The sequence below is a fragment of the Bacillus sp. Bvel1 genome, assembly GCF_014872755.1.
GTDB lineage: Bacteria > Bacillota > Bacilli > Bacillales > Bacillaceae > Bacillus > Bacillus velezensis.
Window position 1 is genome coordinate 174,932 of the sequence record NZ_JAAOBZ010000008.1, and the last position, 26,502, is coordinate 201,433.

At 45.9% G+C, this 26,502-nt stretch carries 27 protein-coding genes, 1 pseudogene and 1 riboswitch; of the genes and pseudogenes, 12 read left to right on the forward strand and 16 right to left on the reverse strand.

The window, feature by feature from the left end:
- Positions 1 to 83: 83 nt before the first annotated feature.
- Positions 84 to 190, reverse strand: a riboswitch (SAM riboswitch).
- A gap of 110 nt (positions 191 to 300) precedes the next feature.
- The 9 genes from HAP68_RS15200 to HAP68_RS15240 form a co-directional block, all read right to left on the reverse strand.
- Positions 301 to 651 carry an SCP2 sterol-binding domain-containing protein gene (locus tag HAP68_RS15200; protein ID WP_003151848.1) on the reverse strand — a complete coding sequence of 117 codons (351 nt, stop codon included), beginning with the start codon at positions 649 to 651 and terminating at the stop codon, positions 301 to 303.
- A gap of 96 nt (positions 652 to 747) precedes the next feature.
- Positions 748 to 1,068, reverse strand: a complete 321-nt coding sequence (locus HAP68_RS15205) for a thioredoxin family protein (protein WP_003151847.1) — start codon at positions 1,066 to 1,068, stop codon at positions 748 to 750.
- 2 nt (positions 1,069 to 1,070) lie between these two features.
- A complete protein-coding gene (locus HAP68_RS15210; RefSeq protein ID WP_184123317.1) occupies positions 1,071 to 1,436 on the reverse strand; it encodes a toprim domain-containing protein in 366 nt (121 codons plus the stop codon).
- A 69-nt stretch (positions 1,437 to 1,505) separates the two neighbouring features.
- The gene (locus tag HAP68_RS15215; protein WP_003151845.1) at positions 1,506 to 1,742 is read right to left on the reverse strand and encodes a YusG family protein; all 237 of its coding nucleotides are present in this window, start codon (positions 1,740 to 1,742) and stop codon (positions 1,506 to 1,508) included.
- 54 nt (positions 1,743 to 1,796) lie between these two features.
- Positions 1,797 to 2,180, reverse strand: coding sequence for a glycine cleavage system protein GcvH (gene gcvH, locus HAP68_RS15220; protein ID WP_003151844.1), 384 nt, complete (start codon positions 2,178 to 2,180; stop codon positions 1,797 to 1,799).
- A gap of 59 nt (positions 2,181 to 2,239) precedes the next feature.
- The gene (locus tag HAP68_RS15225; protein ID WP_003151843.1) at positions 2,240 to 2,596 is read right to left on the reverse strand and encodes an arsenate reductase family protein; all 357 of its coding nucleotides are present in this window, start codon (positions 2,594 to 2,596) and stop codon (positions 2,240 to 2,242) included.
- Between the two features lie 113 nt (positions 2,597 to 2,709).
- Positions 2,710 to 4,494, reverse strand: coding sequence for an acyl-CoA dehydrogenase family protein (locus HAP68_RS15230; RefSeq protein ID WP_014305769.1), 1,785 nt, complete (start codon positions 4,492 to 4,494; stop codon positions 2,710 to 2,712).
- An 18-nt stretch (positions 4,495 to 4,512) separates the two neighbouring features.
- Positions 4,513 to 5,688 carry an acetyl-CoA C-acetyltransferase gene (locus HAP68_RS15235; protein ID WP_003151841.1) on the reverse strand — a complete coding sequence of 392 codons (1,176 nt, stop codon included), beginning with the start codon at positions 5,686 to 5,688 and terminating at the stop codon, positions 4,513 to 4,515.
- Between the two features lie 10 nt (positions 5,689 to 5,698).
- On the reverse strand, positions 5,699 to 8,068 hold the full coding sequence (locus HAP68_RS15240) for a 3-hydroxyacyl-CoA dehydrogenase/enoyl-CoA hydratase family protein (RefSeq protein WP_015387743.1): 2,370 nt from the start codon (positions 8,066 to 8,068) through the stop codon (positions 5,699 to 5,701).
- Positions 8,069 to 8,258: 190 nt separating this feature from the next.
- Here HAP68_RS15240 and HAP68_RS15245 point away from each other — a divergent pair, with 190 nt between their 5' ends.
- Positions 8,259 to 8,399, forward strand: a complete 141-nt coding sequence (locus HAP68_RS15245) for a YuzL family protein (RefSeq protein WP_003151836.1) — start codon at positions 8,259 to 8,261, stop codon at positions 8,397 to 8,399.
- 29 nt (positions 8,400 to 8,428) lie between these two features.
- Here HAP68_RS15245 and HAP68_RS15250 read toward each other — a convergent pair whose 3' ends face one another.
- On the reverse strand, positions 8,429 to 9,337 hold the full coding sequence (locus HAP68_RS15250; RefSeq protein WP_024085770.1) for a proline dehydrogenase family protein: 909 nt from the start codon (positions 9,335 to 9,337) through the stop codon (positions 8,429 to 8,431).
- Positions 9,338 to 9,920: 583 nt separating this feature from the next.
- Here HAP68_RS15250 and HAP68_RS15255 point away from each other — a divergent pair.
- From HAP68_RS15255 to HAP68_RS15275, 5 genes are all read left to right on the forward strand, one after another.
- Positions 9,921 to 11,546 carry an MDR family MFS transporter gene (locus HAP68_RS15255; protein ID WP_046341411.1) on the forward strand — a complete coding sequence of 542 codons (1,626 nt, stop codon included), beginning with the start codon at positions 9,921 to 9,923 and terminating at the stop codon, positions 11,544 to 11,546.
- A 195-nt stretch (positions 11,547 to 11,741) separates the two neighbouring features.
- Positions 11,742 to 11,999, forward strand: coding sequence for a hypothetical protein (locus HAP68_RS15260; RefSeq protein ID WP_024085772.1), 258 nt, complete (start codon positions 11,742 to 11,744; stop codon positions 11,997 to 11,999).
- A gap of 11 nt (positions 12,000 to 12,010) precedes the next feature.
- Entirely contained in the window at positions 12,011 to 12,343 is a 333-nt protein-coding gene (locus HAP68_RS15265) for a spore coat protein (protein WP_003151830.1), read from the forward strand.
- A gap of 137 nt (positions 12,344 to 12,480) precedes the next feature.
- Positions 12,481 to 12,942 (forward strand): MarR family winged helix-turn-helix transcriptional regulator, encoded by a 462-nt coding sequence (locus HAP68_RS15270; RefSeq protein WP_003151828.1) that lies wholly within the window; start codon positions 12,481 to 12,483, stop codon positions 12,940 to 12,942.
- Between the two features lie 19 nt (positions 12,943 to 12,961).
- Positions 12,962 to 14,557: an MDR family MFS transporter gene (locus tag HAP68_RS15275; protein WP_003151827.1), complete on the forward strand. Its 1,596-nt coding sequence runs from the start codon at positions 12,962 to 12,964 to the stop codon at positions 14,555 to 14,557.
- 109 nt (positions 14,558 to 14,666) lie between these two features.
- Here the strand turns inward: HAP68_RS15275 and HAP68_RS15280 are convergent, their stop codons facing one another.
- Positions 14,667 to 15,554, reverse strand: a complete 888-nt coding sequence (locus tag HAP68_RS15280; RefSeq protein ID WP_014305775.1) for a LysR family transcriptional regulator — start codon at positions 15,552 to 15,554, stop codon at positions 14,667 to 14,669.
- Between the two features lie 121 nt (positions 15,555 to 15,675).
- Here HAP68_RS15280 and HAP68_RS15285 point away from each other — a divergent pair, with 121 nt between their 5' ends.
- Together HAP68_RS15285 and HAP68_RS15290 are read left to right on the forward strand one after the other, a co-directional pair.
- On the forward strand, positions 15,676 to 16,422 hold the full coding sequence (locus tag HAP68_RS15285) for an acetoacetate decarboxylase (protein ID WP_003151825.1): 747 nt from the start codon (positions 15,676 to 15,678) through the stop codon (positions 16,420 to 16,422).
- Between the two features lie 13 nt (positions 16,423 to 16,435).
- Positions 16,436 to 17,476 carry a ketopantoate reductase family protein gene (locus HAP68_RS15290; RefSeq protein ID WP_024085773.1) on the forward strand — a complete coding sequence of 347 codons (1,041 nt, stop codon included), beginning with the start codon at positions 16,436 to 16,438 and terminating at the stop codon, positions 17,474 to 17,476.
- A 173-nt stretch (positions 17,477 to 17,649) separates the two neighbouring features.
- Here HAP68_RS15290 and HAP68_RS15295 read toward each other — a convergent pair.
- From HAP68_RS15295 to HAP68_RS15310, 4 genes and pseudogenes are all read right to left on the reverse strand, one after another.
- Positions 17,650 to 17,917, reverse strand: a pseudogene (locus HAP68_RS15295) (YusU family protein).
- Between the two features lie 2 nt (positions 17,918 to 17,919).
- The gene (locus HAP68_RS15300; protein WP_003151820.1) at positions 17,920 to 18,744 is read right to left on the reverse strand and encodes an ABC transporter ATP-binding protein; all 825 of its coding nucleotides are present in this window, start codon (positions 18,742 to 18,744) and stop codon (positions 17,920 to 17,922) included.
- 155 nt (positions 18,745 to 18,899) lie between these two features.
- Positions 18,900 to 19,337, reverse strand: coding sequence for a YusW family protein (locus HAP68_RS15305; protein ID WP_015387740.1), 438 nt, complete (start codon positions 19,335 to 19,337; stop codon positions 18,900 to 18,902).
- Between the two features lie 119 nt (positions 19,338 to 19,456).
- Positions 19,457 to 21,238 carry a M3 family oligoendopeptidase gene (locus HAP68_RS15310; RefSeq protein WP_184123318.1) on the reverse strand — a complete coding sequence of 594 codons (1,782 nt, stop codon included), beginning with the start codon at positions 21,236 to 21,238 and terminating at the stop codon, positions 19,457 to 19,459.
- A 132-nt stretch (positions 21,239 to 21,370) separates the two neighbouring features.
- Between HAP68_RS15310 and HAP68_RS15315 the strand changes: the two genes are divergently transcribed.
- Positions 21,371 to 22,213 carry an oxidoreductase gene (locus HAP68_RS15315; RefSeq protein WP_003151816.1) on the forward strand — a complete coding sequence of 281 codons (843 nt, stop codon included), beginning with the start codon at positions 21,371 to 21,373 and terminating at the stop codon, positions 22,211 to 22,213.
- 88 nt (positions 22,214 to 22,301) lie between these two features.
- Complete coding sequence (locus HAP68_RS15320) at positions 22,302 to 22,766, forward strand: Dps family protein (protein ID WP_003151815.1); 465 nt, start codon at positions 22,302 to 22,304, stop codon at positions 22,764 to 22,766.
- Positions 22,767 to 22,811: 45 nt separating this feature from the next.
- Here HAP68_RS15320 and HAP68_RS15325 read toward each other — a convergent pair whose 3' ends face one another.
- Positions 22,812 to 24,173 (reverse strand): S1C family serine protease, encoded by a 1,362-nt coding sequence (locus HAP68_RS15325; RefSeq protein ID WP_003151814.1) that lies wholly within the window; start codon positions 24,171 to 24,173, stop codon positions 22,812 to 22,814.
- A 276-nt stretch (positions 24,174 to 24,449) separates the two neighbouring features.
- Here HAP68_RS15325 and cssR point away from each other — a divergent pair, with 276 nt between their 5' ends.
- Positions 24,450 to 25,127, forward strand: a complete 678-nt coding sequence (gene cssR / locus HAP68_RS15330) for a two-component system response regulator CssR (protein WP_003151813.1) — start codon at positions 24,450 to 24,452, stop codon at positions 25,125 to 25,127.
- Positions 25,124 to 26,479: a two-component system sensor histidine kinase CssS gene (gene cssS, locus HAP68_RS15335; RefSeq protein ID WP_024085775.1), complete on the forward strand. Its 1,356-nt coding sequence runs from the start codon at positions 25,124 to 25,126 to the stop codon at positions 26,477 to 26,479. Before cssR ends, cssS begins: the two co-directional genes overlap by 4 nt.
- The last annotated feature ends 23 nt before the right edge of the window (positions 26,480 to 26,502 follow it).

Consider the following 26,502-nt stretch of genomic DNA (forward strand, 5'->3'; position numbering starts at 1 on the left):
TTCTAAGAAATCTTCCGGGTTTCTCCGCAAAAGAAAAGCCTTTCTGCAAAAATGAGCAGAAAGGCTTATTGAAAAAGGCCTTTCTCTCATCTTTCAAAGCAGACCGCTTCGAGTGAATTGGCACCATTTCAACATTGTTGATGGTTGCCGGGCTTCATAGGGCACTTCCCTCCACCTCTCTTGATAAGAGAAAACATATCGTATTTTCGTCCGGAAATTCTTACTGTAGAATAGCACGGCGAATGATAAAAAGTCAATAAAATAAATATTGGAAGCTATTGTCACATAGTAGATTGGCAGTTACGGCCGTTTACTGATCGCCTGAAAAAATCCGTTTGTCAGCCAGAGGATGGCCTCCAGCTTCAGCAGAGCTCTGAATGATCCTTTCACTTTGAGTTTTCCGCTTTGGATAAGCTTTTGCAAAGAGACATCACCATGCAGGAGATGGATGATTTCCGTCTGGTTTCCGTAAAAGGTCAAATTAGATTTCTCCTTTGAAGCCGACGTTTTTCTCATTTCTCCCTGTCCGTTAATTGAGACCGTTAAGGCTTCTGTTTCTCCTTGGAATGTAATCAGCAGCGTTGAGGCGTTTAATAGCGGTTTCAAAAACAGATGCTGTCCGTCATTCTCTGAAACTTCTATTTTCTCCACTCGTATAACCTCCCGTTTTAATGGCCATACATACACTTTCTCTTTTTAACGGACAGAACCCTTTATAAACCGCACGACATTTTCCTGTAAATATTGTCACATCGGGAACGTTTGCGATGTTTTTTGTTTAATCAGCTCATATAAATAGGAAACGGAGCGGAAGGCGTATCCTTTCTCAACAAGCTCTCCGCCTTTAAACAGCAAAAAGCACGGAACGCTTTCAATCTGATAGGCTTTGGCGAATGCGGGGGAATAATTCACGTTGTTTTTATAGAAGGCGGCGCCGGGCAGCATTTCTTCGACGACAGTAAGCATTTTGGACGCCAGCTGGCATGTGCCGCAAAACGGGGTGTACAAATACAGGAGATAAACGTCATCCTGAATCGATTCGAGTTCATTTTCTTGGAGTTCTTTCATGATTACCACCTCAGGTCGTTCTTTTTCAAAAATACAGTGTCAGCATCAAAGCCGGCTCTGATCAGCACAGATGCGAGATGATGGCCCGGGCACGACTCGACTTGCCTGTATGTTCTGTCTATATAAATATGGCGCGCTTCGGGAAGCTCCCGTTTCAGCTGTTTTCTTAATTTTTCTCCGGAGTCATCTGCGTCCGTTAAAATATAGACGTCTCTGTCAAACAGGCGGTCCGCCAACTCTTCCAGTTCGGTTTGGCCGATCGTCCCGTTTGTACAGACGATTTCCGCGGGTTCGATGAGCACTTCACTGACTTTGATTTTATCAGATTTTCCTTCTACGATAATGACCTTTTCATCTCCGTTGTACATAAGCGCGTCACCTGCCGATTGTTTTAGCGTCAGATTGAAAAAGAAGGCAGTGAAATTCACCGCCAACTGTTAACACCAGCCATTCTCATAATCGCAATCGACATATTTCGGATCGCTGCCGTTTATGACATCGGCTGTTTTATAAAATTTTTGATTTTCAAATGAAAAGCCCTGTTTGAGCTCGTACTGGTCCATGCCTGTCATCTCGCCGATGGCTTCATTTTCATGAAACAAGGAAAACCGGCCGTTTTGAAAGCGGCCCGTGACGTTCTCCGTCACATCGACCTTTTGTTTATCAAAAGCCATTTTAGACACCTCCCGTTACAGATAGAGTGTCCAAATGGCTCCTTTGCTATCCGATCAGTCTTCCTGTGTCATTTCGTCATATTGCTCAGAAGTCATGAGGTTTTCGATTTCTTCAGCATCAGCCGGTTCCACGACGATCATCCACGCTTTTTCATACGGAGACTCGTTTACGAATTCAGGACTGTCATCAAGGTCTTCGTTCACTTCCGTCACCGTTCCGTTAATCGGTGCGTACAGTTCGGATACGGTTTTGACGGATTCCACGCTGCCGAATGGCTCGTCCGCTTTAATTTCGGCGCCGACTTCCGGAAGCTCGACAAATACGATGTCGCCAAGTTCGGCTTGCGCGAAATGTGTAATCCCGATACGGGCTTTTCCGTCCTCAACTTTGACCCATTCGTGCTCTTTGGAATAACGCATATCTTTCGGTGTGCTCATCTAAATCCCTCCATTTTTTTCTTATAATAAGAAGATACCATAATTCTTTGAACCTGGCATTACATCCAATATTTTTCGAATTGGTCTTCTTTAAAGCCGACAGTGACTTTTTCGCCGTCTGTCGTAATCGGGCGTTTCAGGAGCATACCGTCTGATGCCAGAAGTTCGAGCTGTTCATCCTCTGACATATGGTACAGTTTTTCCTTTAAGTTCAGCTCGCGGTATTTCATTCCGCTCGTGTTGAAAAACTTTTTGAGCTCAAGACCGCTCTTTTCATAGAGGTCTTTAATTTCTTCTTTCGACGGAGTTTCCTCCGCGATATGTATTTCGTTTATTTCCTTACCGCGGTCTTCCAGCCATTTTTTCGCATTACGGCACGTTCCGCATTTAGGGTACCAGTAAAAATTTAACGACATCTTCTTCACCCCTTGTAAATGATCGTCGTTATTTTAACACAATCACTTGTAAAAACCTATAACGTTGCTTCATGAAAAAGCGCCCCTGATGAAGGAGCGCTTTCAGCATGTGATCAGACTGTATATTTTTCTTCACGGAAGACGGCTGCTGCCGCTTCACGTTTTTTCTGAATGAGGTTTTTCGGCGTCAGGCGCGTCAGTTTGCGCAGCACGGAAAGCATCATGCGGAGGGAATCTCCTTCCTCCATGGCGATCAGTGATTCTTTGGCGTGCGCTTCAATGTTCTGAAGGGCTTCCTGGGCAAAGATTTCCGTATATAACAGCTTCTGCGCGGCTTTTTCGGCACCGTCCGCCGCAATTGCTTTTTCCGTTCTGAGGACGGCAGATTCCAAAGCATACAGCGCGCTGACAATATCGGCAATGTTCACCATGATTTCCTGCTCGCCTTCAATCTCTTTGCCGTATTTCTGCGCCGCGAGACCCGCTGTCAAGAGGGCGATCTTTTTCGCCTGTCTGACAATGTATTTTTCCTGTTCAAGAGGTTCTGAGCCCGGCTCTTCAGGCATCAGCATCATGAGTTCTTCTTGGAGCGCTTTTGCTTTTTCAAAGAGCGGCAGCTGACCTTTTACGGCTTTTTTCAGAAACGTGCTCGTTACGATCAGGCGGTTGATTTCATTTGTGCCTTCAAAAATCCTGTTGATTCTTGAGTCGCGATAGGCGCGCTCCACTTCATATTCCTGCATAAATCCGTAACCGCCGTGAATTTGAACCCCTTCGTCGGCAATGTAATCAAGCGTTTCAGAACCGCACATTTTGTTGAGCGAGCATTCAATCGCGTACTCGGCGATGGACTTCGCGACTTCGCGTCCGTCTTTTTGCTCCTCTTCCGTCAGTCTGCTCATATTATCTTCGAATAAGCCCACTGTTCTGTATACAGAGCTCTCCATGGCGTAAAGCCGCGCTGACATCGTCGCAAGCTTTTCCTGAGTGAGCGTGAAGCTTGAGATCGGCGTTTTAAATTGCCGGCGCTGGTTTGCATAAGCGGCAGACAGCTCAATCACCCGTTTTGAAGCGCCGATTGTGCCGACGGCAAGCTTGTAGCGTCCGATATTCAGGATATTAAAGGCGATGACATGGCCTTTTCCGATTTCGCCGAGAAGATTTTCTTTCGGGACTTCCGCCTGATCTAAAATCAGCGTTCTTGTCGATGAACCCTTAATCCCCATTTTTTTCTCTTCCGGTCCCGTTGATACGCCCGGATAGTTCTTTTCTACGATAAATGCGGAAAACTTATCTCCGTCCACTTTAGCGTAGACGACAAAGACATCTGCAAAGGCGGAGTTTGTAATCCATTGCTTTTCTCCGTTAAGAATATAGTGTGTGCCCGCTTCATTCAAAACAGCCGTCGTTTTCGCGCCGAGGGCATCTGAACCTGAACCGGGCTCAGTTAAGGCGTATGCCGCGATTCTTTGTCCTGAAGCCAAGTCCGGCAAATAGGTTTTTTTCTGTTCTTCCGTTCCGAAGAACACGATCGGCAATGAACCGATCCCGACGTGAGCGCCGTAAGATAGCGAAAAGCTGCCGGCACGTGAAAACTTTTCCGTAATGAAGGCCGAACTGATTTTATCCAGGCCGATTCCGCCGTACTCTTCAGGCACGTCTGCTCCGAGGAGGCCGAGATCTCCGGCTTTTCTCAGCAGTCTGACCGAATGCTCAAACTGATGGTTTTCAATTTCATCGATATAAGGAAGCACATCGTTTACGACATAGTCTTCTGTCGTTTTGCCGATCATTTTATGTTCGTCTGTAAAGTCCTCCGGAGTGAATATTTGATCATATCCCGTCTCTTCAATCAGAAAGCTGCCGCCTTTTTTGACGTTGACCGTTTCCTGTTTCATGTTCATTTCCCCCTTTTTTTAAATGAGTTCAAATACGCCGGCAGCGCCCATGCCGCCTCCGATGCACATCGTCACAACGCCGAATTGCTCGTTTCTCCGTTTCATTTCATGAATGAGTGACAGGGTCAGCTTCGTCCCCGTGCAGCCGAGCGGATGTCCGAGCGCGATGGCGCCTCCGTTGACGTTCACCTTTTCTTCATCTATCCCGAGCGATCTGATGACTTGAATGGCCTGTGAAGCAAAGGCCTCATTCAATTCAAAAAGCCCGATATCCTGTAATTCGAGTCCGGCAAGCTTGAGTGCCCGCGGAATGGCTTCAATCGGACCGATTCCCATTACCTCAGGGGGAACGCCGCCTACGGCAAAGGAACGGAATTTGACAAGCGGGGCCAATCCGAGCGACGATGCTTTTTCGCGATCCATCAGCATGACAGCCGCCGCGCCGTCACTTGTTTGTGAAGAGTTCCCGGCCGTCACGGTTCCCGTTTTTGAAAAAGCCGGGCGGAGCTTCGCCAAGACGTCAGCCGACGTGCCGGGACGAACGCCTTCATCCTGAGAAAAGGTAAATTGTTTTTTCCGCGGCTTATGGTCATCACCGACTTCTGTCAGCGATACTTCAACCGGCACGATTTCGTCATTGAATTTCCCTTCCTTAAGGGCTTTTGCGGCATTCTGATGGCTGCGGACTGCAAATGCATCCTGGTCTTCTCTGGATACCCCGTACGTTTCGGCGACCTGCTCCGCTGTGTGCCCCATGCTCATATAATACTCAGGCGCATGCTCCGCCAAAGCGATATTCGGCCGTGTCACATGCCCCATCATCGGAACTTGCGACATGGATTCCGCACCGCCCGCAATGACGGTGTCACCCGCGCCGATCATAATTTTTTCAGCACCGTAAGCAATGGATTGGAGCCCGGAAGAGCAGTAGCGGTTCACCGTAATGGCCGGCACCGTATGAGGAAGCCCCGCCAGCGCACCGATATTCCGCGCCATATTTAATCCTTGTTCGGCTTCAGGTGTTGCACATCCGATAATTAAGTCATCGATATTTCCTTCATAGCCGCCTGCCCGTTTCAGCGTTTCTTTTACACAAAGCGCGCCTAAATCATCAGGACGAACGGCTGCAAGCGATCCTTTTTTCGCTTTACCGACCGGGGTTCTCGCACCGGCCACAATGACTGCTTCTCTCATAAACACCCTCCTAGTTCCGTAAAGGTTTGCCTTTGACGAGCATATGCTGCATTCTCGCTTGAGATTTCGCCTCGCCAGCGAGGCTTAAAAAGGCTTCTCTTTCAATCTCGAGTAAATATTCTTCTGAAACCTCCGTGCCGAACGGGACTCTTCCGCCGGCAATGACATGGGCCAGCTTCTTCGCAATCTTCATATCGTGATCGGATAAATAACCCGACCGTCTCATTTGGTCTGCTCCGAGCAGTAATGCCGCACAGCCGGTTTCTCCGGTGACTTTCACTTTTTTGCGGGCAGGCGGACGGTATCCGCTGTCATATAAGGAAGCAGCCAGCTGTTTCGCATCGTGCAGCAGGTGATCCTGATTCATGCTGATACGGTCTGCCGCGGACAAAATCTTCATGTCACGGGCTTCGTGTGCCGAACCGGACACCTTGGCAAGCGCGATTGTTTCGAAGGTTTTAATCGCTGCGTCCATGAGTTCACTTCCGCCGTCCAAATAATTCATGTACAGCTCTTTGTTTCCTCCGCCGCCCGGAATAAGGCCGACGCCGGTTTCAACGAGACCCATATACGATTCGCTCGCCGCCTGAACGCGTGCAGCCGGGAGACAGACTTCCGTGCCGCCGCCGAGTGTCATCCCGAATGGCGCCGCTACAACGGGTTTAGCGCTGTATTTGATGTTCAGCATCGTCTGCTGAAAACGGCGGATGACAAAATCGACTTCCATGAAGTTATCATCCTGGGCTTCCATTAAAATCATCGCAAGGTTTGCTCCCGCGCAGAAATGTCTGCCTTGGTTTCCGATGACAAGACCTTTATAATTCCGCTCCGTTTCCTCAAGCGCATTGTCAATCATCTGAATAATGTCTAAGCCGATCGCGTTGCTTTTCGTATGAAATTCCAGCAGCGCGACATCATCGCCGAGATCAATCAGACTTGCACCGCTGTTTTTAGTGATAACGCCTTTTGTTTCTTTTAACGTCTGCAGGCTGATCCGTTTCGGATTTTCTTTCACAGCCCTGTATTGGCCGTCTGAATAATAAAATTGTGTTCCGTTTTCCTTCATATAAAATGTTTCATGACCCTGATCAAGCATTTCTTTCACCCAGCCGGGGAGTGCTGCGCCTTCTTCTTCGAGCCGCTCCGCTGATTTTCTGACGCCGATGGCATCCCACATCTCAAACGGTCCGAGCTCCCATCCGAAGCCCCATTTCATGGCGTCGTCAATCGCTTTTATATCATCAGCGATCTCACCTAAAAGCCGGGCTGAGTATAAGAGTGTTTGCGATGTGATATTCCAAAGCAGGCGTCCGGCGCGGTCATCGGAATATACAAGCGCTTTCATTTTGCCTTTGGCACCCTTTGCCTGTTTGGCGGCTTCTAAAGCGGGCGTCTTCATTTTCGAGCGCTCACCGTATGTCATGGTCAGCGGATCGAGTTCATATATTGTTTTACCTTCTTTTTTGTAAAAACCTTGGCCGGATTTGCTGCCCAGCCAATTGTTTTTCAGCATGTCATTCATAAATTCAGGAAGCTTAAACATGTCTTTTTCAGCGCCGTCGGCTTTATCATATACGTTTTTTGCCACATGAGCGAAAGTATCAAGCCCCACAACGTCAAGGGTTCTGAAGGTCGCGCTTTTCGGTCTGCCGATCAAAGGTCCGGTCACCGTGTCCACCTCGCCGATGCGGCAGCCGGAAGAAAGCATTTCTCTTACCGTGACCAGCAGGCCGTACGTACCGATGCGGTTGGCGATAAAGTTTGGCGTGTCTTTTGCTATGACGACACCTTTCCCAAGCGTGTTTTCTGCAAATGAAGTCATAAACTCCAGCACGTCAGGATCTGTTTCCTGAATCGGAATGATTTCCAGAAGCTTCAAGTAGCGGGCCGGATTAAAGAAATGGGTTCCTAAGAAATGAGCCTTAAAATCGGCAGAACGGCCTTCCGCCATTTTTGTGACGGAGATACCGGACGTATTGCTCGACACGATGCTTCCCGGTTTCCGGTATTCATCAACGAGTGAGAAAATCTGTTTTTTTACGTCAAGATTTTCGACGACGACTTCAATAATCCAATCAGCATCCTTCAATTGAGCTGCGTCATCTTCCAAATTCCCCGCCGTTATATAGTCGAGATTGGCAGCCGAAGTCAGCGGCGCCGGTTTTTGCTTCAGCAGCTTTTGCATGGCCGATCGGCTCAGTCTGCTGCGGACCTCCGGGCTTTCTAATGTCAGCCCTTTTTTCATCTCATCCTTTGTCAGCTCGTTTGGCACAATATCAAGCAGCAGGACGGGAATTCCGATGTTAGCCAAGTGCGCGGCAATTCCGGATCCCATGACGCCTGATCCGAGAACGGCTGCTTTCTTTATAAACTTGTGCATGAGTCATCCCCCTTGAACTTTGAATGAATAGTCATTCATTTTTTCGGCAAAAAAAATGAAACCCTTTTCTTCTTTCATCTTAAAAGATTTTCAGGATGACTTCAATAGCAAATATGGAATTTTTTTAAATTTTTCGGCTTCCGCATGTTCCATGGCGCGGGCGGGAAACTTAAACCCGGAGGTGAAGGGAATGGTGCGAGGGAGAAAAGATCCGTCTTCTGCCGCAGTGAGCGCGGCCAGCATGAAAGGAAATGCGGGACCGAAGCAAAAATACGGCGGCGGCAAACGGACGAGCCAAAATCAGCAATATAAAAAAGACAACATGGAATAACATACTGCGGCTGCTTTTTGGAGCAGCCGTTATTTTTTGAAGATCCCTTTCAGCACAAACGCCGCATTTGCCGGGCGCTCGGCAATTCTTCTCATCAAGTACCCGTACCAATCGGTTCCGTACGGGACATACACCCTCATCCTGTATCCTTCTTCGGCAAGCTCCTTCTGGCGCTCCGTTCTGATGCCGTACAGCATTTGGAATTCAAACTGCTCCCGTGGAATCTGATGCTCGCTGATGAGTGTTTTCGTATAAGAAATGATGTCATCATCATGTGTTGCCACCGCCGTTTCATGGCCGCTCAAAAGCTGCAGCTTAATCAGCTGCTGAAAATGAAGATCGGTTGCTTTTTTATCAGGGAACGCAACGGCCGCCGGTTCTTTATAAGCGCCTTTTACAAGCCTGAGCCGCGGCTTATATGGCATCAGACCGCTGATGTCTTCAGCTGCGCGGTACAAATAAGCCTGAATGACGGTGCCGAGCATCGGAAAATCCGGCTTGCACCGCTTATACAGCTCAAGCGTACGGCCGCATCTTGAATAGTCCTCCATATCAATCGTTACAGGCACGCCGCGTTCTTTTGCCTCCGTCAATATGTCTCTGACATGCTGTTCCGCGAGTTCCTCGGAAATATCCAGACCGATGGATGTTAATTTCAGCGACAGCTCACAATCCAGTTGATTCTCGGCAATCGCCCTGATTGCTTTTTTACATTCTTCCGCCGTCCTTTTCGCATCCTTCTCTGAACCCGCATATTCACCTAGATAATCAATCGAAGCCGACAGCCCTTTTTGGTTCAGCCGCTTTACCGTTTTCACAGCTTCCGTGAGCGTTTCCCCTGCAACGAACCTTCCCGCACCGAAGCGGATTCCGTAAGCCTGGGCGAATTTTGTAAGCATTTTATTTTTCGACAAAAATAAACATATGCTCCGCAGCAAGGATGAACTCCCTCCTTTTTCTTTTATTCGTGTATGAATTTCCGGTCGCAGAGAAAGCTAAAACACAAAAGCCATGCAGATTGCCAAGATATCATTCATATATCCATACAGACTCTGATGTCAAAGCAATGTATTATATTATCAAGATATTCAAACGGTTTTAATGAGTCACAAAAAGGATCAATAAAAATCACTACTTCTTCAATTGAGTTTTCGAGCTATAATTCCGCTTCTTCGTTACATTTCGCCCAAAAAAACTTATAATTTATATTTCTTTATCCCCTTATAATTTGAAAATATTCCTTAAAAGATAATTGATTTATAATTTACAATGGCTTATATTTAAAATTGATAATTCAGTTTATTGAACGTATCTATTAAGAAGGAAAAGCAGAATTTCAAAATGATAATTCTGCTGAATTTATCTTTGCCTCACAAACATACCTCCAAAGCATTATTATTTCTTTCTAATAGCTTTACGATCCTTCATCTTTAAAGATCTCTTCCCTAACGGAATTTAAAGAAGGGACCTGCCTGAGTTATCCATTCACCTTATTTTGAAGAATCACTAAGCTCGAAACATATGAAAAGAGGGAACCTTCAATTGGATTCAACAGGAAAATCTAAACGTACACTTTTATTAATTGGACTTATTATAGCTATGTTTTTTTCTGCTCTGGACGGAACAATCGTAGGAACGGTTATGCCTAAGATTGTAGGAGATCTCGGCGGCCTGAGCATGATGACTTGGCTGACTACGGCCTACCTATTAACATCTACCTCCATCGTTCCGATCGCTGGAAAACTTGCAGATCTATTAGGGCGCCGGGCAGTATATGTGGCCGGGCTGATTATATTCATGATTGGCTCTTCACTGTGCGGCCTGGCTGATAACATGAAAGAATTAATTGTGTTTCGAGGTTTACAAGGTCTTGGCGGAGGCATTATGATGCCGATGGCTATGATTGTCATTGGAGATTTATTCACAGGCAAACAGCGTGCCAGATTTCAAGGCGTATTTGGCGGTATTTACGCTCTTGCTTCTGTAATCGGTCCGCAAATTGGGGGATGGATTGTAGATTCTTTCAGCTGGCATTGGGTATTTTTTATCAATTTACCCGTGGGAATGGTAGCTGTGTTCTTTATTGCGATGGGATTGCAGGCCAGAAAATACACGGGTCCGATTCATTTTGACTTCATCGGGATGTTTACAATGATTACGGGTGTAGTCTGTTTGCTGCTTACACTCAGTTTCGGCGGAAAAGAATTTGACTGGTTATCATGGCAGACATTTTGTCTGTTAGCTTTGGCCACTATAAGTATTATTAGTTTTGTATTTGCAGAAAAAAAAGCTGCAGAACCAATTCTGCCTATACATCTTCTAAAAAGCAGAACTTTTATCTTCTTAAATTTAATAGGGTTCTTTATGAGTATTGGGATGTTTGCAGCAATCACCTTCGTCCCTTTCTTCATGCAAGGAATAATCGGCATGAGTGCATCAGAGTCCGGGACAATCATGATGCCGATGATGGTCGCAATGATTATCTCCAGTATTATAGGCGGGCAGCTGGTCTTTAAAATCGGCATTAAAGCGCAGATTATCACGGGGATGGCAATCATATCCTTTGCCTATTTTTTATTATCCACATTAGAAGCTGACACCAGCAAATTAACTGCAACTACTTATGTAGCTATCATCGGCTTCGGTATGGGCCTTGTTATGCCCATTATTACTCTGGCACTTCAAGAGAGTTTCTCTAAAGAAACGCTCGGCGTGGTTACTTCGTCAAGCCAATTTTTCCGCTCTATCGGAGGTACGTTTGGAATTACGATTCTGGGAGCAGTGATGAATGCCAAGTCAGGAAATATATTAACCGATAAATTAGTTCCTTTTTTAGACAATTTTCCAAAACAAGAAAACGCATTAGCAGCTCATCTCAAAGACTTGATCAGCAGCAATCCTCAAGTCCTGCTACAGAGGCTATTCAGTTCTGGTTCATTCGAACAATTTCCGCATTCTATAGCAAAGCACATCATACCGATAATGAAGACAGCGTTAATGGACTCTCTTCGCAGTGTATTTTTCGCAGGGCTTATACTATTAATTGCCGGAGTATTTTCTGCTTTTCTTTTACCAAAAATAAAAATAACTGAAAGAAAAGCCGGCACTGATCTAGACAATAAACCGGCAGCTGAAGTCCAATCCTAGTGCCGCTGCTGACTTTCGCATATATCGAACTGTTAACATGAACAGACATTATCCGAAGGTTTTTTCTTCTGATAGTGTCTTTTTTTATTGTAAATATTGATGTCTCTCCTGCAAATCGTGGTTATTTTAATTTATCTGTATGAAATCCCGATCGCAGAGAAAGCTAAAAAGAACAGAATTGAAGGAGGCGTTTATATGAACAACCAAGAGCAGCACGGAAACTTGCCGCCTGCCGTCATCTCAACGAAAGACCATTTGTATCTTGAGGACATGCTGAACTGGAATCTGCTTGCCATGAAAAAAGCGCATTTTATGGCGGAACACTGCCAGAATCAGACGTTAAAACAAGAGCTTGATCAGATCGGCCGGATGCATGAGAAGCATTATAAGCACATATTGGGCCGCTTGAACCCCGATCAAGGCGGACAGACAACAACAGGCTACATGCAATAGGAGGACAATACATGGAACAGCAAAATCAAAAAATCACGAATCCACAAACGCCCGTGCCCAATACGGCGCAAATGAATGACAGAGACTTGGTCAATGAGCTGCTGACGACGGAAAAATACATCACGGCTTCATATTGCACAGCCCTGCACGAGTTCAGCCACGAGTCTCTTTATCAAGATATTCAGGCGATTTTCGATGAGTCACAAAAAGCGCAAAGAAGATTATACGATGTGATGTTTCAAAATGGCTGGTATTCCATTGAAGCAGCCGATACCCAAAAGCTTCAGCAATCGTATCAGAAGTTCCGGCAGACCATTCAGCAGCAGTCTCCCTACCAGCAGTAAAACGAAGAAGGATTTGATGTTTTCGCCAAGCATCAATCCTTTTTTATTTTTGCACAAAAAGATTGACTTATCATTAATCCTTATTTATATTTAACTAATGTTAATTATTTTCTCGAGGAACAAGATGAGGAGGAGTTATGAAAAACGCGGATCAATATGTGTCTGACATCCAGAAATCTCTTCAGACGCTGCTGCAAAACATACAGCCTGAAATGGTGGAAAGCATGGCAAAACACGAGGTGACGCCTGCCCAATTATTTGTTTTAGCCAGCCTGAAAAAACACGGGAGCTGCAAAGTTTCCGAAATTGCGGAACGCATGGAGGTAAAGCCGAGCGCAGTGACGCTGATGGCAGACCGCCTCGAACAAAAAGGACTTATCGTCCGCAAACATAACCAGCAGGACAGACGCGTCATCGACATCAGCCTCACCAAAAAAGGCGAAACAAAATTCGAAGATGTTGTGGAAGGACGGAAAGCGATACTGGCGCGTAACCTGTCCGTTCTGACTGACGATGAACTGATTCAGTCCGTGAACATCATCCGCAAAGTAGCGGAAGCCGCCGAGAAATACGCGGCTGATCAAAAAGAAAACGAATAGAAAGAGGAGCTGCCGAAACATGAGCATTGAAAAGAAAGATCCAAAACGCACATTATTAATAACAGGCTTAATCATCGCCATGTTTTTCTCAGCCCTTGACGGCACCATCGTAGGAACGGCGATTCCTAAAATCGTGGGTGACCTCGGGGGATTAAGCATGATGACCTGGCTGACCACGGCATATCTTTTAACTTCGACGACGATCGTTCCGATTGCGGGGAAACTTGCAGATTTATTGGGGCGCCGCGTCGTCTATGTGTCAGGTTTATTGATTTTTATGGGAGCTTCCGCACTGTGCGGAATGGCCAGCAACATGACGGAACTGATTATTTTCCGCGGACTTCAGGGAATCGGCGGCGGTGTCATGATGCCGATGGCCATGATCGTCATCGGGGATTTGTTCACAGGGAAACAGCGTGCCAAGTTCCAAGGGCTTTTCGGGGCGATTTACGGGCTTGCTTCCGTTATCGGCCCGCAAATCGGGGGCTGGATTGTTGACTCATTAAATTGGAAATGGGTTTTCTATATCAACCTGCCTGTCGGAATCTTAGCCGTGATCTTTATCGCAAGAGGACTTCAGGGCAGAAAACAGACTGGGCCGATTAACTTTGACATTGCCGGCATTTTCACAATGATCGTCGGAATCGTCAGCCTCCTTCTCGCGCTCAGCTTCGGAGGAAAGGATTACGCATGGGGCTCTTGGCAGATTCTCGGTCTCTTTGCGCTTGCGCTTGCCGGGATTGTCGGATTCATTTTCGCTGAAATCAAAGCAAAAGAACCGATTCTGCCGATGTACCTGTTTAAAAACAGAACGTTTACCGTACTGAATCTGATCGGCTTTTTCATGAGTATCGGCATGTTCGGCGCCGTTACGTTCGTTCCTTTCTTTATGCAGGGAATTATCGGAGTCAGCGCCACCGCGTCAGGCACGATTATGACGCCGATGATGGTATCTATGATTATCACAAGTATTATCGGAGGCCAGCTGGTTTATAAGATCGGTATTAAACCGCAAATCATGATCGGCATGCTGATCATGGCCGTCGGCTTCTTCTTATTAACGACCTTACAGCTGGATACAAGCAAGCTCGCGGCTACGTGCTATATGGCCGTGATCGGTCTGGGAATGGGGCTCGTCATGCCGCTTCTCACACTCGCTCTGCAAGAAACGTTTTCAAAAGAAGAGCTGGGCGTTGTGACTTCATCAAGCCAATTTTTCCGGATGATCGGGGGAACGTTCGGCATTACGGTGCTCGGCGCTGTCATGAATGCCAGATCAGGAAGCCTTTTAACCGACAGACTGGTGCCTTACTTAGACTCACTCCCGAAACAGGCAAGTGCCTTTGCCGCCCAGTTTAAAGGTATGATTGACAAAAATCCTGAAGGGCTGCTTCAATCCTTGTTCAGTCAGGAATCGATTAAGCAGATCCCGGCCGCATTTTCTTCCCATATCGTGCCGGTTTTGAAAACGTCACTGATGGATTCGCTTCACAGCGTGTTTTTCACAGGCCTGGCCTTTATCGCTGCCGGATTGATCCTCACGCTGTTTGTTAAATCAATTACGCTGACAAACAAAAAGACAGGCAAACAAGAAGAAAAGGCGAAAGCCGTTTAACAAAGAAAAATCCCGCGGATGCCGCGGGATTTTTTTATATCATCTGGGCCTCTCCGTTTCCGAATGACCAGTCTTCCGCCTCATTGGAAATCGGGGGGGTGAAAATTATTTAATAAACCTTAAACATTTCATAGTTATCTTTATAGTACGACAAAATAAAGTCACGAAAATTTCTTACCGAAGAAGATAACAGCTTATGTTTCATCCAAGATAAGCCGACTGGATATGAAGCAGAGTGATCAGTCACTTTTATAAAATTCAGCCCCAATGTTCTGCAAACCGAAATAGGAAGCAACGCCACCCCCTGATCCAGCTTTATAATCTCGGCCAGTAAATGAGAATCCGCCTCAAATGCAATATTTGGGGTGAAACCGGCTTTCTCACAAAGCGAGGCTGTAAAACCGCTATACTCTTCATTATTAGCAAGGGTAATAAATGGTTCATCGGCGACAAGACGTAAAGAAATTTCGGTTTTACCCGTAAATCGGTGGTTTGAGGGCAAAGCCAGAACAATATCTTCATTTACCAGCATACAACTTTCTATCTCTTCATCTTGAATCGGATGACCTGTTATTCCTAAATCAATGTCCCCTTTTTTTAAACTTGTTAGGATCCCGCTTTTAACTCCGATGGCTTGGAGAATTTTTGATTGAGGGGAGCGGTTGATATATTCACTCATCAGTCCTGCAAGGAATCTCGGATTAGAAATAGATATTCTGATGGTGTCAGACATTTGATGTTCCTCCAATTGAATTTCCGTTTGTGCATTTTCAATCTCAGTAAAAATCCTGTTTACATGTTTTAAAAGAATTTTCCCTGATGAACTCAGCTTAATATTTCTGCCTTTTCTCTCAAACAAAGCTGTTCCCAGTTCATTCTCAAGTCTTTTTATAGTGAGACTTAAAGAAGGCTGGGCAATCTTTAATTGTTCTGCTGCTTTAGAAATATGCTCAGTATAGGCAACTGTCTGAAAGTATTTTAGCTGCAGCAATTCCATCTGTCTGCATCCTCCTTATTTATTTCAATAAATATATATATACCTTATTATGTATTAGATTAAATGTAAATGCGGATGTAAGATAATAGCATAGTTAAAGAAAAGGAAAGGGTGTCATGCAATGAAAATTGATGTGAAAGATATAGCAAAAAATTTAAATACACCGCTAACGGCTCCTGCTTATCCTATCCCAAATTATAAATTTGTTAACCGTGAATATTTAAATATTATTTACCGAACGGATGAAAAAGCTTTGCGTGCGGCAGTGCCGGAACCTCTTGAAATTACTGAACCTTTAGTGAAATTCGAAGTGATGCGGATGCCCGATGTTTCCGGACTTGGTGCCTATACAGAGGCAGGACAAGTCATCCCTGTCAGCTTTAATGGTGAAGAAGGAGATTATGTACACTCTATGTATGTAGACAATTTCCCGGCTATTGCAAGCGGACGGGAACTTACTGCATATCCAAAGAAATTGGGCGCCCCTAAGCTGTATATAGACTCTGATACTCTCGTTGGCACATTAGATTATGGCAGTCTTCGTGTGGCAGCTGCGACTATGGGATATAAACATTTCGAAATGGACAAGGAAAAAGCGAAAAGGGAAATTTGCCGACCTAATTTTATGGTTAAGATTGCTACTGATTACAATGGTGATTTAAGGGTTTGCGATTTGGTGCGCACGCAAATAACGAATATAGAAGTTAAAGGTGCCTGGTCTGGACCGGCGCGGCTTCAATTATTTGAACATGCTCTGGCGCCTCTTGCAGATTTGCCTGTATTAGAAGTCGTTTCAGCATCTCATATTATTACGGATTTAACCTTAAATGCAGCACAGCCGGTTTATAACTACTTAGAGGAAAAATAAGGAGACGTTTACAATGAGAATTGCAATTTTAGGAGCAGGTTCTTTAGGAACCATAGTTGGAGCATATCTGTCTGCTGGCGGAATGGATGTCGAATTAATTGATTCATACAAAGAACATGTAGATACTTTAAATCAAATAGGTGCTAAAGTAGTTGGTACAACGGCATTTCAGGCAAAGGTAAAAGCCATTACCCCTGAAAACAAGTCAGGCAAGTATGATTTCATATTGCTCCTGACGAAACAATTATATAATGACTCCATTCTTAAAGAGTTACTGCCTTTTTTAAAGGATGATAGTGTAGTATGTTCCTTGCAAAACGGTATACCTGAACAGAAAGTTGCTTCGATCGTTGGTGGTGAACGTGTTATTGCAGGTTCTGTTGAATTTGGTGCTACGTTTATTGAACCAGGCGTATCCAGACTTACAACTGAGTATACTCAATTTAAAGAGTACGCTTTTCAAATTGGAGAATTAAATGGTGAAACAACAGAAAGAATCCAGCGTATTAAATCGGTTTTAGACCTTATCGGCGGAACACATATTTCCGATAATTTAGTTGGAACGAAGTGGTCAAAATTACTTATCAATAATGCATTCAGTGGTTTATCGGCAGCATTAAACGGAGAATACGGTGATATTCTTGACCATGAAATCGGCATTGTCAGCGCAGTTCATATCGCAGATGAGACGATTAAGGTTGGACACGCCAATGGTGTCAAATTTGCGAAAATGGGCGGCCTTGATTTAGAATCTTTGGAATTAAAAAGTGAAAATGAGATTCCTGAACGGATCCAAACATTTAGGGCAGCCATGGAACCATCCAGGCTTTTAAGAGCAAGTATGCTTCAGGATCTTGAGAAAAAACGCAAAACTGAAATTGATTATATTAATGGAGTTATTCCCAAAATGGCAGAAGGTACTGGAATTTCAACACCTTTTAATGATTTGGCTGTAGCACAAGTCAAATGTGCCGAGGAATCTCAAACAGTGCCCAATTTTGATACAAATATAAAAGCATTTGAAGAGTTATTACGTATCCGAAAGGAAATGTGATATATAGGAAAGAGTAAGGGATTGCTGCGGCGGTCCTTTTTTCTTGGTTCAGCAAGTAAACAAACGGTGCGTTAGTTACATTAAAGTTCTTCGCTATGGATTGAACGGCGCCTTTATTGATTCCGTTTCAGCAAAAAAAGCTTCCGGCACCTCTCTTTGATGCCGAAAGCTTTTTATTGTTTTTTTCTGTGAGCTTCATTGAGCTGTTTAATGTGCTGTATCGCAGCTTTGATGCCCTCTTTGGCGTCCGGGTAGGATTGGTTCCAATGTTTGACGAGCGGCGGCATGCTTTTTGCGATATGTGTATACAAAATCCACTGCCTGACTTCTTCCTTTACATCCGGGTTTGTTTCGCCAAGCAATAGTTCCGTGTATTTCTCAAGCAGGCCGTCCAGCTGCTGCTGCAGTTTTTCTTCCATACCGTTTCCTTCCCTTTTTCATGATTATGACAATCGGGCGGTGAGGGCCGCTTCCTGCACGATACATCTGCCGCGTCCGTGCGGAATGCAAAGCGGCGTGCCGAACAGCGGATCTTGCGTTACCTGACAGTTCATTGCAAAGACCTGCTGTACAAGCTCGCAAGTGATGACTTCTTCGGGACGGCCCTCTGCGTAAATCTGTTTATCCTTAATGGCGACCAGATAATGGGCATAACGGCATGCCAGATTGAGATCGTGCAGCACCATGACGATTGTGCGTTTTTCTTTTTCATTTAATTCAAACAGCAAATCAAGAATTTCAATTTGATGCGTCATGTCGAGATAAGTTGTCGGCTCGTCAAGCAGAATGATATCCGTATCCTGAGCGAGTGTCATCGCAATCCATGCACGCTGGCGCTGTCCGCCTGACAAGGAATCCACAGGACGGTCGGCCATTTCCTCAAGCTTCGTCGCTTTTAGCGCTTTTGTGACTGCGTCTTCGTCCTCTTTGGACCATTGCTTCAGCCAGCTTTGATAAGGGTATCTTCCCTGCTTCACAAGCTGATGCACCGTCAGGCCTTCGGGAGCTGACGGACTCTGCGGCAAAATAGCGAGCTCTCTTGCCACTTCCTTCGTCGGAAGCTTAGCGATGGCTTTTCCTTCTAAAAGCACAGAACCGCCCCTCGGTTTCATCAGCCGGGCCAATGAACGTAAAAGCGTCGATTTTCCGCAGCCGTTGCTTCCGATCAATACAGTGATTTCGCCTTTTGGAATCGCGACATCCAATTCGTCAATGATAACAGTCTCTCCGTACCCTAAGCTCAGCGTCTCTGTAGAAATTGCACTCATACCGCTAACCGCTCCTTTTTTGAGTTTCCCAACACTATGTATATAAACAAATTGCCTAAACATTCAACGTGAGATCATGATTATATTGTAACAGAAATTAATGACTCTGAATATCATTATCAATTAGTTTTGGGCAAAAAAGCAGCGGGCGGCGGTTATTTTTTTATTTCCGTCATTTCTCCATCGTTCTTTTTCAGTTTCAGATAAAAATGATCATAGCGGCTGTCCAAATTAAAAGCCGAAAGCACCTGCCGGACGACCTCGCTTTCCTGCATCCGGCCGTTTACGGCAAGTTCTCCGAGGATCATCTTCATTTCGTCAAGCGCTTCCTCGCCCTCTCTGTGAACCCCTGAGAGCTTGTCCCGGATGTCCGCCTTTTCATGACCGCTTTTTCTTTCATACAAACCTTCATAGCGGTTATGCTCTCCGGCTCCGTAGCTGACGCGCAGGGAAAAGCTGCTGTAAGGAACCGGCTTCTCGGATGACACAGGTGTGCTGTCTTGTTCCGCTTCCCGTTTTTCTTCATTCAATCGGCAGCCGGCAATCAGCATCAGCGTAAGACATAAAACGCCCGCCGTTCTGATCCATTTCATGCGATTCACTCCCATTCCATTCCGATCGTTTTTAGGTATTTCCAAGGGAGGCGGCTGTCATTCACGGAACAAAAAAGAACCGGAGCGGTAACAGCTCCGGCCGGTTCATCTCCAGATTATCATTCAGTCAGCTCTAAAAATTCCTGCACATCCTGTACAGCAAGGCGGACCGCGTCTTCCCAAAACGACCGTTCCGTGAGATCCGCTCCAAGGTGCTTCATCGCCAAATCCTCAACGGTCATCGAAGCCGTGTCACACAAAAGCGCGATATATTTTTCTTCAAAATCCGCTTTTTCCCGAAGAGCTCTTGCATATATTCCAAGCGAAAATAAATAACCGAACGTGTACGGAAAATTGTAGAACGGCACTCCCGTAATATGAAAATGCAGTTTTGATGCCCAGAAATGAGGGTGGTATTCCCCTAATGAATCGCAAAATGCTTCTTTCTGCGCCGCTTCCATCAGTTCATTCAGTTTCTCAGCCGGAACGACGCCCTGCTTGCGCTCTTCATAAAAACGCGTTTCAAATAAAAATCTCGCATGAATATTCATAAACATGGCTACGCTTCTTTGAATTTTATCTTCAAGCAAGAACACCTTTTCATCCTTTGTCTCCGCTTGTTTCAAAGCGGCGTCGGCGACGATCATTTCCGCAAAGGTCGAGGCTGTTTCAGCTACATTCATAGCGTAGGCTCTGTTCAGCTGCCGCACTTGGAGCATGGCCTCCTGATGAAACGCGTGACCAAGCTCATGCGCCAGCGTCGATACGTTCGAAGCGCTTCCGGAAAACGTCATAAAAATCCGGGATTCTCCGCTGTCGGGAAAGCTGGTGCAGAAACCGCCGACCCGTTTGCCGCTGCGGTCTTCCGCTTCTATCCACCGATCGCGGAACGCTTTTTCCGTGAATGCGGACAGCTTTTTGCCAAACGTCGAAAATTGGCTGACGATCAGATTAGCCGCTTCATCATATGTGTATTCTTTCGAAGCCTCGCCGATCGGCGCGCCCACATCATACCAGTTCAGCCGCTCAAGCCCTAAAAGAGACGCCTTTCGATTCAGGTATTCGGCAAAAGGCTTTTTATGATCGGTAATGACCTGCCACATGACATCCAGCGTTTCTTTTTTCATCCGATTGATCGCAAGCGGCTCTTCCAAAGCGCTTTTCCAGCCCCGCGCTTTATAGATTTCCGTGCGGAAGCCGGCCAGATGGTTCAGCGTGCTGCTGAAAAGCTCCTCTTCTCCTTTCCAGGCTTCATTAAGCTCTTTGAACACTTGACGTCTGATGCGGCGATCCGGGTGCGCCATCATATTTTCCGCTTGGCCGACCGACAGCTCTTTATCCTCAAACGGAATCTTCATTCTGCCGACAGCCGCATTATACAGGTCGCCCCATGCGTGATAGCCGTCAACGGCCAGGCCTTCAATCAGCCTTTCTTCTGAAGCGCTGAGCTTCTCTCTGACCCGGTCTCTTCTCTCATTTAAAACATATGTGAGATCCTGAAGTTCCGGTTTTTGCAGGAGCTCCTCCCAGACCCGCTCGTCAATCCGGGCAAGTGTATCGTCAAGGGTGACCAGAGCGGATTTAAAATCACTGCTCAGCTGATTGATCCGCGCTCTCCATTCATTCGCTTTCTGATCATGAGTGTTCTGAGCCTGAAGACAGCCGACGAACGCTCCCGCCTGCCTGATCATGATCGCTGACCGTTCAAACCTATCAATCAGATTGATCAGCTCCCGGCTTTCATCCGCGTGCGTCGGAACTGTAAATGCTTCAACCGTATGTTGAAAAGCGCTTAGATGCTTTTTGAGCTCTTGTATGTATTGCTGAAACTCTTCCGACCGGCTCCCGCCCTCAAAAATGGAGTTTAAATCCCATGTTTCCTTCAATCCCTCTAATGCCATCTTTTCTTTACCCCTTTCTATCCGAAGCTGACTCCATTATAAAACAATTCTGACATATTTCCGAACGATTTCTCCTTCTTTCCGCGAGATGTTATACACTATGAGATAAGAACAAACGGGGAGGATTATAAGATGAACAGAAAAGTTGCCATTGTAACCGGTGCGACGAGCGGATTCGGGATGCTGACAGCGCTGAAGCTCGCCCGGTCTTATCACGTCATCGCAACAGCCAGACAGCCGGAGAAAGCTGTAATACTGAAAGAGGCCGCCGCTCAAGCGGGTGCATCCGAACATATTACGGTCGTTTCTTTAGATGTGACAAATGAGCAGTCGGTGTCTGACTTCGGGAACACCATCAGCGGTTTCGGACCGATTGACCTGCTTGTCAATAACGCCGGCACTGCGTACGGAGGGTTTATTGAAGATGTGCTGATGGAACATTACAGACAGCAGTATGAAACAAATGTATTCGGTCTGATTCACGTCACAAAAACCGTGCTGCCTTATATGCGGAAACATGGCGGGGCGAAAATCTTCAATATCAGCAGTATCAGCGGACTGACCGGTTTCCCGGCTCTATCTCCGTATGTCTCTTCCAAGTTCGCGGTTGAAGGGTTTACAGAGTGTCTGCGCCTCGAGCTTCTGCCTATAGGAATTGATGCCGCTTTAATAGAACCGGGCTCCTATAAAACGTCTATTTGGGAGACGTCTCTCTCCAGCCATATTACGGCGCCCGGCAAAGACTCGCCTTATTATCGCTTTTATCAGCCCCTTGAAGCTTACTTCAAAGCCAACGCATCCAAAAGCGGCGATCCTGATGACGTAGCGGAGCTGATTTATCAATTGGCACAAAGGAAACGGCTGAAGAAACTGCGGTATCCGATCGGCAGGGGCGTTAAGCTGACATTGGCTTTCCGCTCACTCTTTCCGTGGTCCGCTTGGGAATCGATTATAAAGAAAAAGCTGTTCACTTAAACTAAATTATAATAATTATAATTTAGTATTGATTTTTATTTGATAAGTGATATAATTAAATTAACAGATCACAGGGAGGACGATGAATATGAATACACAAAACGCGAAAAAAACTGAAACTCTTGTTGAGAAATCAATGAACACACAATTATCAAACTGGTTTATCCTTTACTCTAAACTGCACCGCTTCCATTGGTATGTAAAAGGGCCTCACTTCTTTACGCTTCATGAAAAATTTGAAGAACTGTATAACGAAGCGGCGGAAACGGCGGACGCCATCGCAGAGCGTCTTCTGGCCATCGGCGGACAGCCTGCGGCGACTTTGCACACTTACCTTGAACAAGCTTCCATTACGGATGAAGGTCAGGAAAAAACGGCTTCTGAAATGGTGAAATCACTGATTCAAGACTATAAACAAATCAGCCGCGAATCAAAATTTGTCATCGGCATCGCAGAGGAACAAAATGACCCGTCAACTGCCGACCTGTTTGTCGGATTAGTTGAAGAAGCGGACAAGCATGTGTGGATGCTGTCAGCCTACTTAGGAGAATGACGAAAAAAGCTGAACCTCAGTTGAAGGTTCAGCTTTTTTTTGCGTTCAGCTTGCGCTTTCAGTTTGTTTCGTTAATGTGACGTTCAGCGTCTTTTTGCTTCCGCTTCTGAGCACTTGAACAGTCGTTTTATCGCCGATTTTCAGCTGGTTATATAAGATCTGTCTGATATCGGCGCTGCTGTCGACATCTTTGCCGTTCAGTTGTACAATGACGTCATTTGATTTGATGCCCGCTTTCGCAGCCGGTGAGCCGGATTGCACTTCTTTTACGTAAACACCCTTAGACAGCTGGTCGCCGAACAGTCCGAGCGTGTTTTCCTGATAGGTTTCCGGCACTTGCGCCATGTCAATCATCTGCACACCTAAAAACGGGCGCTCGACTTTTCCTTTTGCAAGCAGCTGGTCGACTATCGGTTCTACATCATTGCTCGGAATGGCAAAGCCGAGTGACTCCACGCCGTTTTCACTGACTTTCATGCTGTTGATCCCGATGACCTGGCCGCTTGAGTTGATTAACGGGCCGCCGCTGTTTCCGGGGTTAATCGCCGCATCCGTCTGAATCACGTTCATTTCCACCGTGCCTTGGGATGTATCGGCGTCCACCGTTCTGTTCAGCCCGCTGATGACACCTTGTGTGACGGTGCCGGAAAACTGCTGGCCGAGCGGGTTGCCGATGGCAATCACTTTATCGGCAATGCGGAGCTTGGAGGAATCCCCGAAGCTGGCCGCTTTTTTGACATTGGACGAGCTGATTTCCAATACAGCCAAGTCACTGATGGCATCCTTTCCGACAAGCTTTGCCGTTTCGGTTTTCCCATTGTAAAGAGTGACCGACAGTTTGTTCGCCCCTTCTACGACATGATTGTTTGTAATGATGTACGCTTTTTCGCCGTCTTTTTTGAAGATGACGCCTGACCCCGTGCCGCTTTCCGTTTCAGAGCTTGAACCGCCGTCAAGTCCGAACTGGCTGCTTTGCGAAGCTTGGTAGTTGGACACTCCGACAATCGCGGGCTCCAATTCTTCCACCATATCCGCTACGCTTGAGGTATTTTTCAAAGGCGTTGACGTAAAATTCGAAGACTGAACTTGTTTCGTATCAGAAACGGCTTCTGTCTTATGCTGCTCACCCGGCAGGTTCGGCACAATGCCAAGCACGAGGCCTCCGCCGATAATGCCGCCTAAAATCGGGCTCAGCCAAGCGGCTCTCCGTTTTTTTTCTTTTTTCACGGCAGCCGTTTTTTCAAATTCCGTACCGGCAGCCGTCTCGTTTTCCGGTTCTTTCGAGACGGTCCCTTCAAGCAGCTCGGGCTCCTGATGGCTGATCTGCTGCTGTTCATTTCTGTTTTGTTCCGTATGTGAAAGATCTGACTGATCGCGGCTTCTGCCGTCATCTCGATGATCGTTCATATTCACGCACACTCCTTCAGCATGTTTTCATTCTATCGATTACATATTCATCGCATGTACAAGTTCTATTGTCCCAATAATAAGGAGAAAAGCAAAGCTCCAAAACAAAATGTGTTTGAACATGTTATCTTCCCCGCTTTTTTTCTTCCTTTCTTCCCTTATACACATCATAAACAAACATTGTGGGATAAAAATGAAAAGAATATGTGAAATTATGAAAATGCGGCTTGAGTATGTTAAAACTAGTATAATGACGTTGAAAGGATGTGAAATGCCTTGTCATACACCATTTATCTAGTTGAAGATGAGGATAACCTGAATGAACTGCTCACAAAATATTTAGAGAATGAAGGCTGGAACATTACATCTTTCACAAAAGGCGAAGATGCCAGAAAGCAGATGCAGCCGTCTCCCCACTTGTGGATTCTTGACATCATGCTTCCGGATACGGACGGCTATACATTGATAAAAGAAATAAAAGAAAAAGATCCCGATGTGCCGGTCATTTTCATTTCCGCGCGGGATGCCGATATTGACAGAGTCCTCGGGTTAGAGCTTGGAAGCAATGATTATATCGCCAAGCCTTTTTTGCCGAGAGAGCTTATTATACGGGTTCAGAAGCTGCTGGAGCTCGTGTATAAAGAACAGCCCGCCGCAAAGAAAACCGGCATCACCGTTTCTTCCTACAATGTGATCGAAGATGCCCGAGAGGTTTATGATGAAACCGGCAGCCTGGTCAATTTGACGTCTAAGGAATTTGATCTGCTGCTTTTATTTCTTCACCATAAAGGACACCCCTTTTCCAGGGAAGATATTCTGCTGAAAATATGGGGCCATGATTATTTCGGCACTGACCGGGTGGTCGATGATCTTGTGCGGAGGCTGCGGAAAAAAATGCCGGAGTTAAAGGTTGAAACCATTTACGGATTCGGCTACAGGATGATGACGTCATGAAAAATAAGCCGCTTGCTTTTCAAATATGGGTGGTCATCTCAGGCATCCTCTTAGCCATTTCGATTCTGCTGCTCGTGCTGTTCTCAAATACGCTGCGTAATTTTTTCACGGATGAAACGTATACGACCATTGAAAATGAACAGCATGTACTGACGGAGTACCGGCTGCCCGGATCGATCGAGCGGGGATATTACAGCGAGGATGCGACCGCGCCGACGACTTTCCGATCCGTTCAGCACGTTCTTCTGCCGGAACGGGAGGAATCGGCCAGTGACAAAGACTTGAACTACTTTTCTTCTTCCTTTATCCATAAGGTGTACAAGCTCGCGGGCCGCCAGCACAGCGTCACGAAACGATACAGCGCGGACATCAGCGGTGAAAAAGTATTTTTCGTCATTAAAAAAGGCCTCACCATTAACGGCCAGGATGCGATGATGCTGTCTTACGCCCTTGATTCCTATCGTGATGATCTGGCATTCACCCTGTTCAAGCAGCTGCTCTTTATCATTGCCGGCGTGATTTTGTTAAGCTGGATTCCGGCGATTTGGCTTGCCAAATATCTCTCGCGCCCGCTCGTTTCCTTAGAGAAGCATGTCAAACGGATTTCAAAACAGGATTGGGATGATCCGGTCATCGTCGACAGAAAAGACGAAATCGGAAAATTAGGCCATACCATTGAAGACATGCGGAGCAAGCTGGTACAAAAGGATGAAACGGAAAGAACGCTCCTGCAAAATATCTCTCATGATTTAAAAACGCCTGTCATGGTGATAAGGGGCTATACTCAATCAATAAAGGACGGGATTTTTCCTAAGGGGGATCTGGAAACCACAATTGATGTCATTGAAGGCGAAGCAGAAAAACTTGAGAAGAAAATTAAGGATTTATTATATTTAACGAAGCTTGATTATTTAATGAAGCAGCGGGTGCACCATGAGACATTTGACATTGTGAAGGTCACGGAAGAAGTCATTGAACGGCTCAAATGGGCCCGGAAGGAATTATCGTGGACCGTTGATACAGAAGATGCATTAATGATGCCCGGTGATCCGGAACAATGGAGCAAACTTCTTGAAAACATTCTCGAAAATCAAATCCGCTATGCAGAAACGGCGATTCACATTCGGATCAGCCAAAATCAGCAGCAGATTGTCATGACGGTTAAAAATGACGGGCCTCCGATTGAGGATGAGATGCTATCCAGCTTGTACGAGCCTTTTAATAAAGGGAAGAAAGGCGAGTTCGGCATAGGACTCAGCATCGTAAAACGGATTTTAACCCTGCATAAAGCATCAATTTCAATTGAAAATGGCCAATCGGGTGTAATTTACCGAATTATCGTACCAAAGTAGACTGTAGTGTTTCATTGCAGTCT

What these genes read in the sequence shown, in the direction of transcription:
- HAP68_RS15325 (WP_003151814.1), bottom strand. Translation starts at nt 24,173, where the DNA reads ATGAACGATCATCGAGATGACGGCAGAAGCCGCGATCAGTCAGATCTT.
- HAP68_RS15235 (WP_003151841.1), bottom strand. Translation starts at nt 5,688, where the DNA reads ATGAGAGAAGCAGTCATTGTGGCCGGTGCGAGAACCCCGGTCGGTAAA.
- HAP68_RS15215 (WP_003151845.1), bottom strand. Translation starts at nt 1,742, where the DNA reads ATGGCTTTTGATAAACAAAAGGTCGATGTGACGGAGAACGTCACGGGC.
- HAP68_RS15260 (WP_024085772.1), top strand. Translation starts at nt 11,742, where the DNA reads ATGAACAACCAAGAGCAGCACGGAAACTTGCCGCCTGCCGTCATCTCA.
- HAP68_RS15225 (WP_003151843.1), bottom strand. Translation starts at nt 2,596, where the DNA reads ATGTCGTTAAATTTTTACTGGTACCCTAAATGCGGAACGTGCCGTAAT.
- HAP68_RS15230 (WP_014305769.1), bottom strand. Translation starts at nt 4,494, where the DNA reads ATGAAACAGGAAACGGTCAACGTCAAAAAAGGCGGCAGCTTTCTGATT.
- HAP68_RS15275 (WP_003151827.1), top strand. Translation starts at nt 12,962, where the DNA reads ATGAGCATTGAAAAGAAAGATCCAAAACGCACATTATTAATAACAGGC.
- HAP68_RS15270 (WP_003151828.1), top strand. Translation starts at nt 12,481, where the DNA reads ATGAAAAACGCGGATCAATATGTGTCTGACATCCAGAAATCTCTTCAG.
- HAP68_RS15245 (WP_003151836.1), top strand. Translation starts at nt 8,259, where the DNA reads ATGGTGCGAGGGAGAAAAGATCCGTCTTCTGCCGCAGTGAGCGCGGCC.
- cssS (WP_024085775.1), top strand. Translation starts at nt 25,124, where the DNA reads ATGAAAAATAAGCCGCTTGCTTTTCAAATATGGGTGGTCATCTCAGGC.
- HAP68_RS15300 (WP_003151820.1), bottom strand. Translation starts at nt 18,744, where the DNA reads ATGAGTGCAATTTCTACAGAGACGCTGAGCTTAGGGTACGGAGAGACT.
- HAP68_RS15265 (WP_003151830.1), top strand. Translation starts at nt 12,011, where the DNA reads ATGGAACAGCAAAATCAAAAAATCACGAATCCACAAACGCCCGTGCCC.
- HAP68_RS15205 (WP_003151847.1), bottom strand. Translation starts at nt 1,068, where the DNA reads ATGAAAGAACTCCAAGAAAATGAACTCGAATCGATTCAGGATGACGTT.
- gcvH (WP_003151844.1), bottom strand. Translation starts at nt 2,180, where the DNA reads ATGAGCACACCGAAAGATATGCGTTATTCCAAAGAGCACGAATGGGTC.
- HAP68_RS15290 (WP_024085773.1), top strand. Translation starts at nt 16,436, where the DNA reads ATGAGAATTGCAATTTTAGGAGCAGGTTCTTTAGGAACCATAGTTGGA.
- HAP68_RS15285 (WP_003151825.1), top strand. Translation starts at nt 15,676, where the DNA reads ATGAAAATTGATGTGAAAGATATAGCAAAAAATTTAAATACACCGCTA.
- HAP68_RS15210 (WP_184123317.1), bottom strand. Translation starts at nt 1,436, where the DNA reads ATGTACAACGGAGATGAAAAGGTCATTATCGTAGAAGGAAAATCTGAT.
- HAP68_RS15305 (WP_015387740.1), bottom strand. Translation starts at nt 19,337, where the DNA reads ATGAAATGGATCAGAACGGCGGGCGTTTTATGTCTTACGCTGATGCTG.
- HAP68_RS15310 (WP_184123318.1), bottom strand. Translation starts at nt 21,238, where the DNA reads ATGGCATTAGAGGGATTGAAGGAAACATGGGATTTAAACTCCATTTTT.
- HAP68_RS15280 (WP_014305775.1), bottom strand. Translation starts at nt 15,554, where the DNA reads ATGGAATTGCTGCAGCTAAAATACTTTCAGACAGTTGCCTATACTGAG.
- HAP68_RS15320 (WP_003151815.1), top strand. Translation starts at nt 22,302, where the DNA reads ATGAATACACAAAACGCGAAAAAAACTGAAACTCTTGTTGAGAAATCA.
- HAP68_RS15240 (WP_015387743.1), bottom strand. Translation starts at nt 8,068, where the DNA reads ATGCACAAGTTTATAAAGAAAGCAGCCGTTCTCGGATCAGGCGTCATG.
- HAP68_RS15255 (WP_046341411.1), top strand. Translation starts at nt 9,921, where the DNA reads ATGAAAAGAGGGAACCTTCAATTGGATTCAACAGGAAAATCTAAACGT.
- HAP68_RS15315 (WP_003151816.1), top strand. Translation starts at nt 21,371, where the DNA reads ATGAACAGAAAAGTTGCCATTGTAACCGGTGCGACGAGCGGATTCGGG.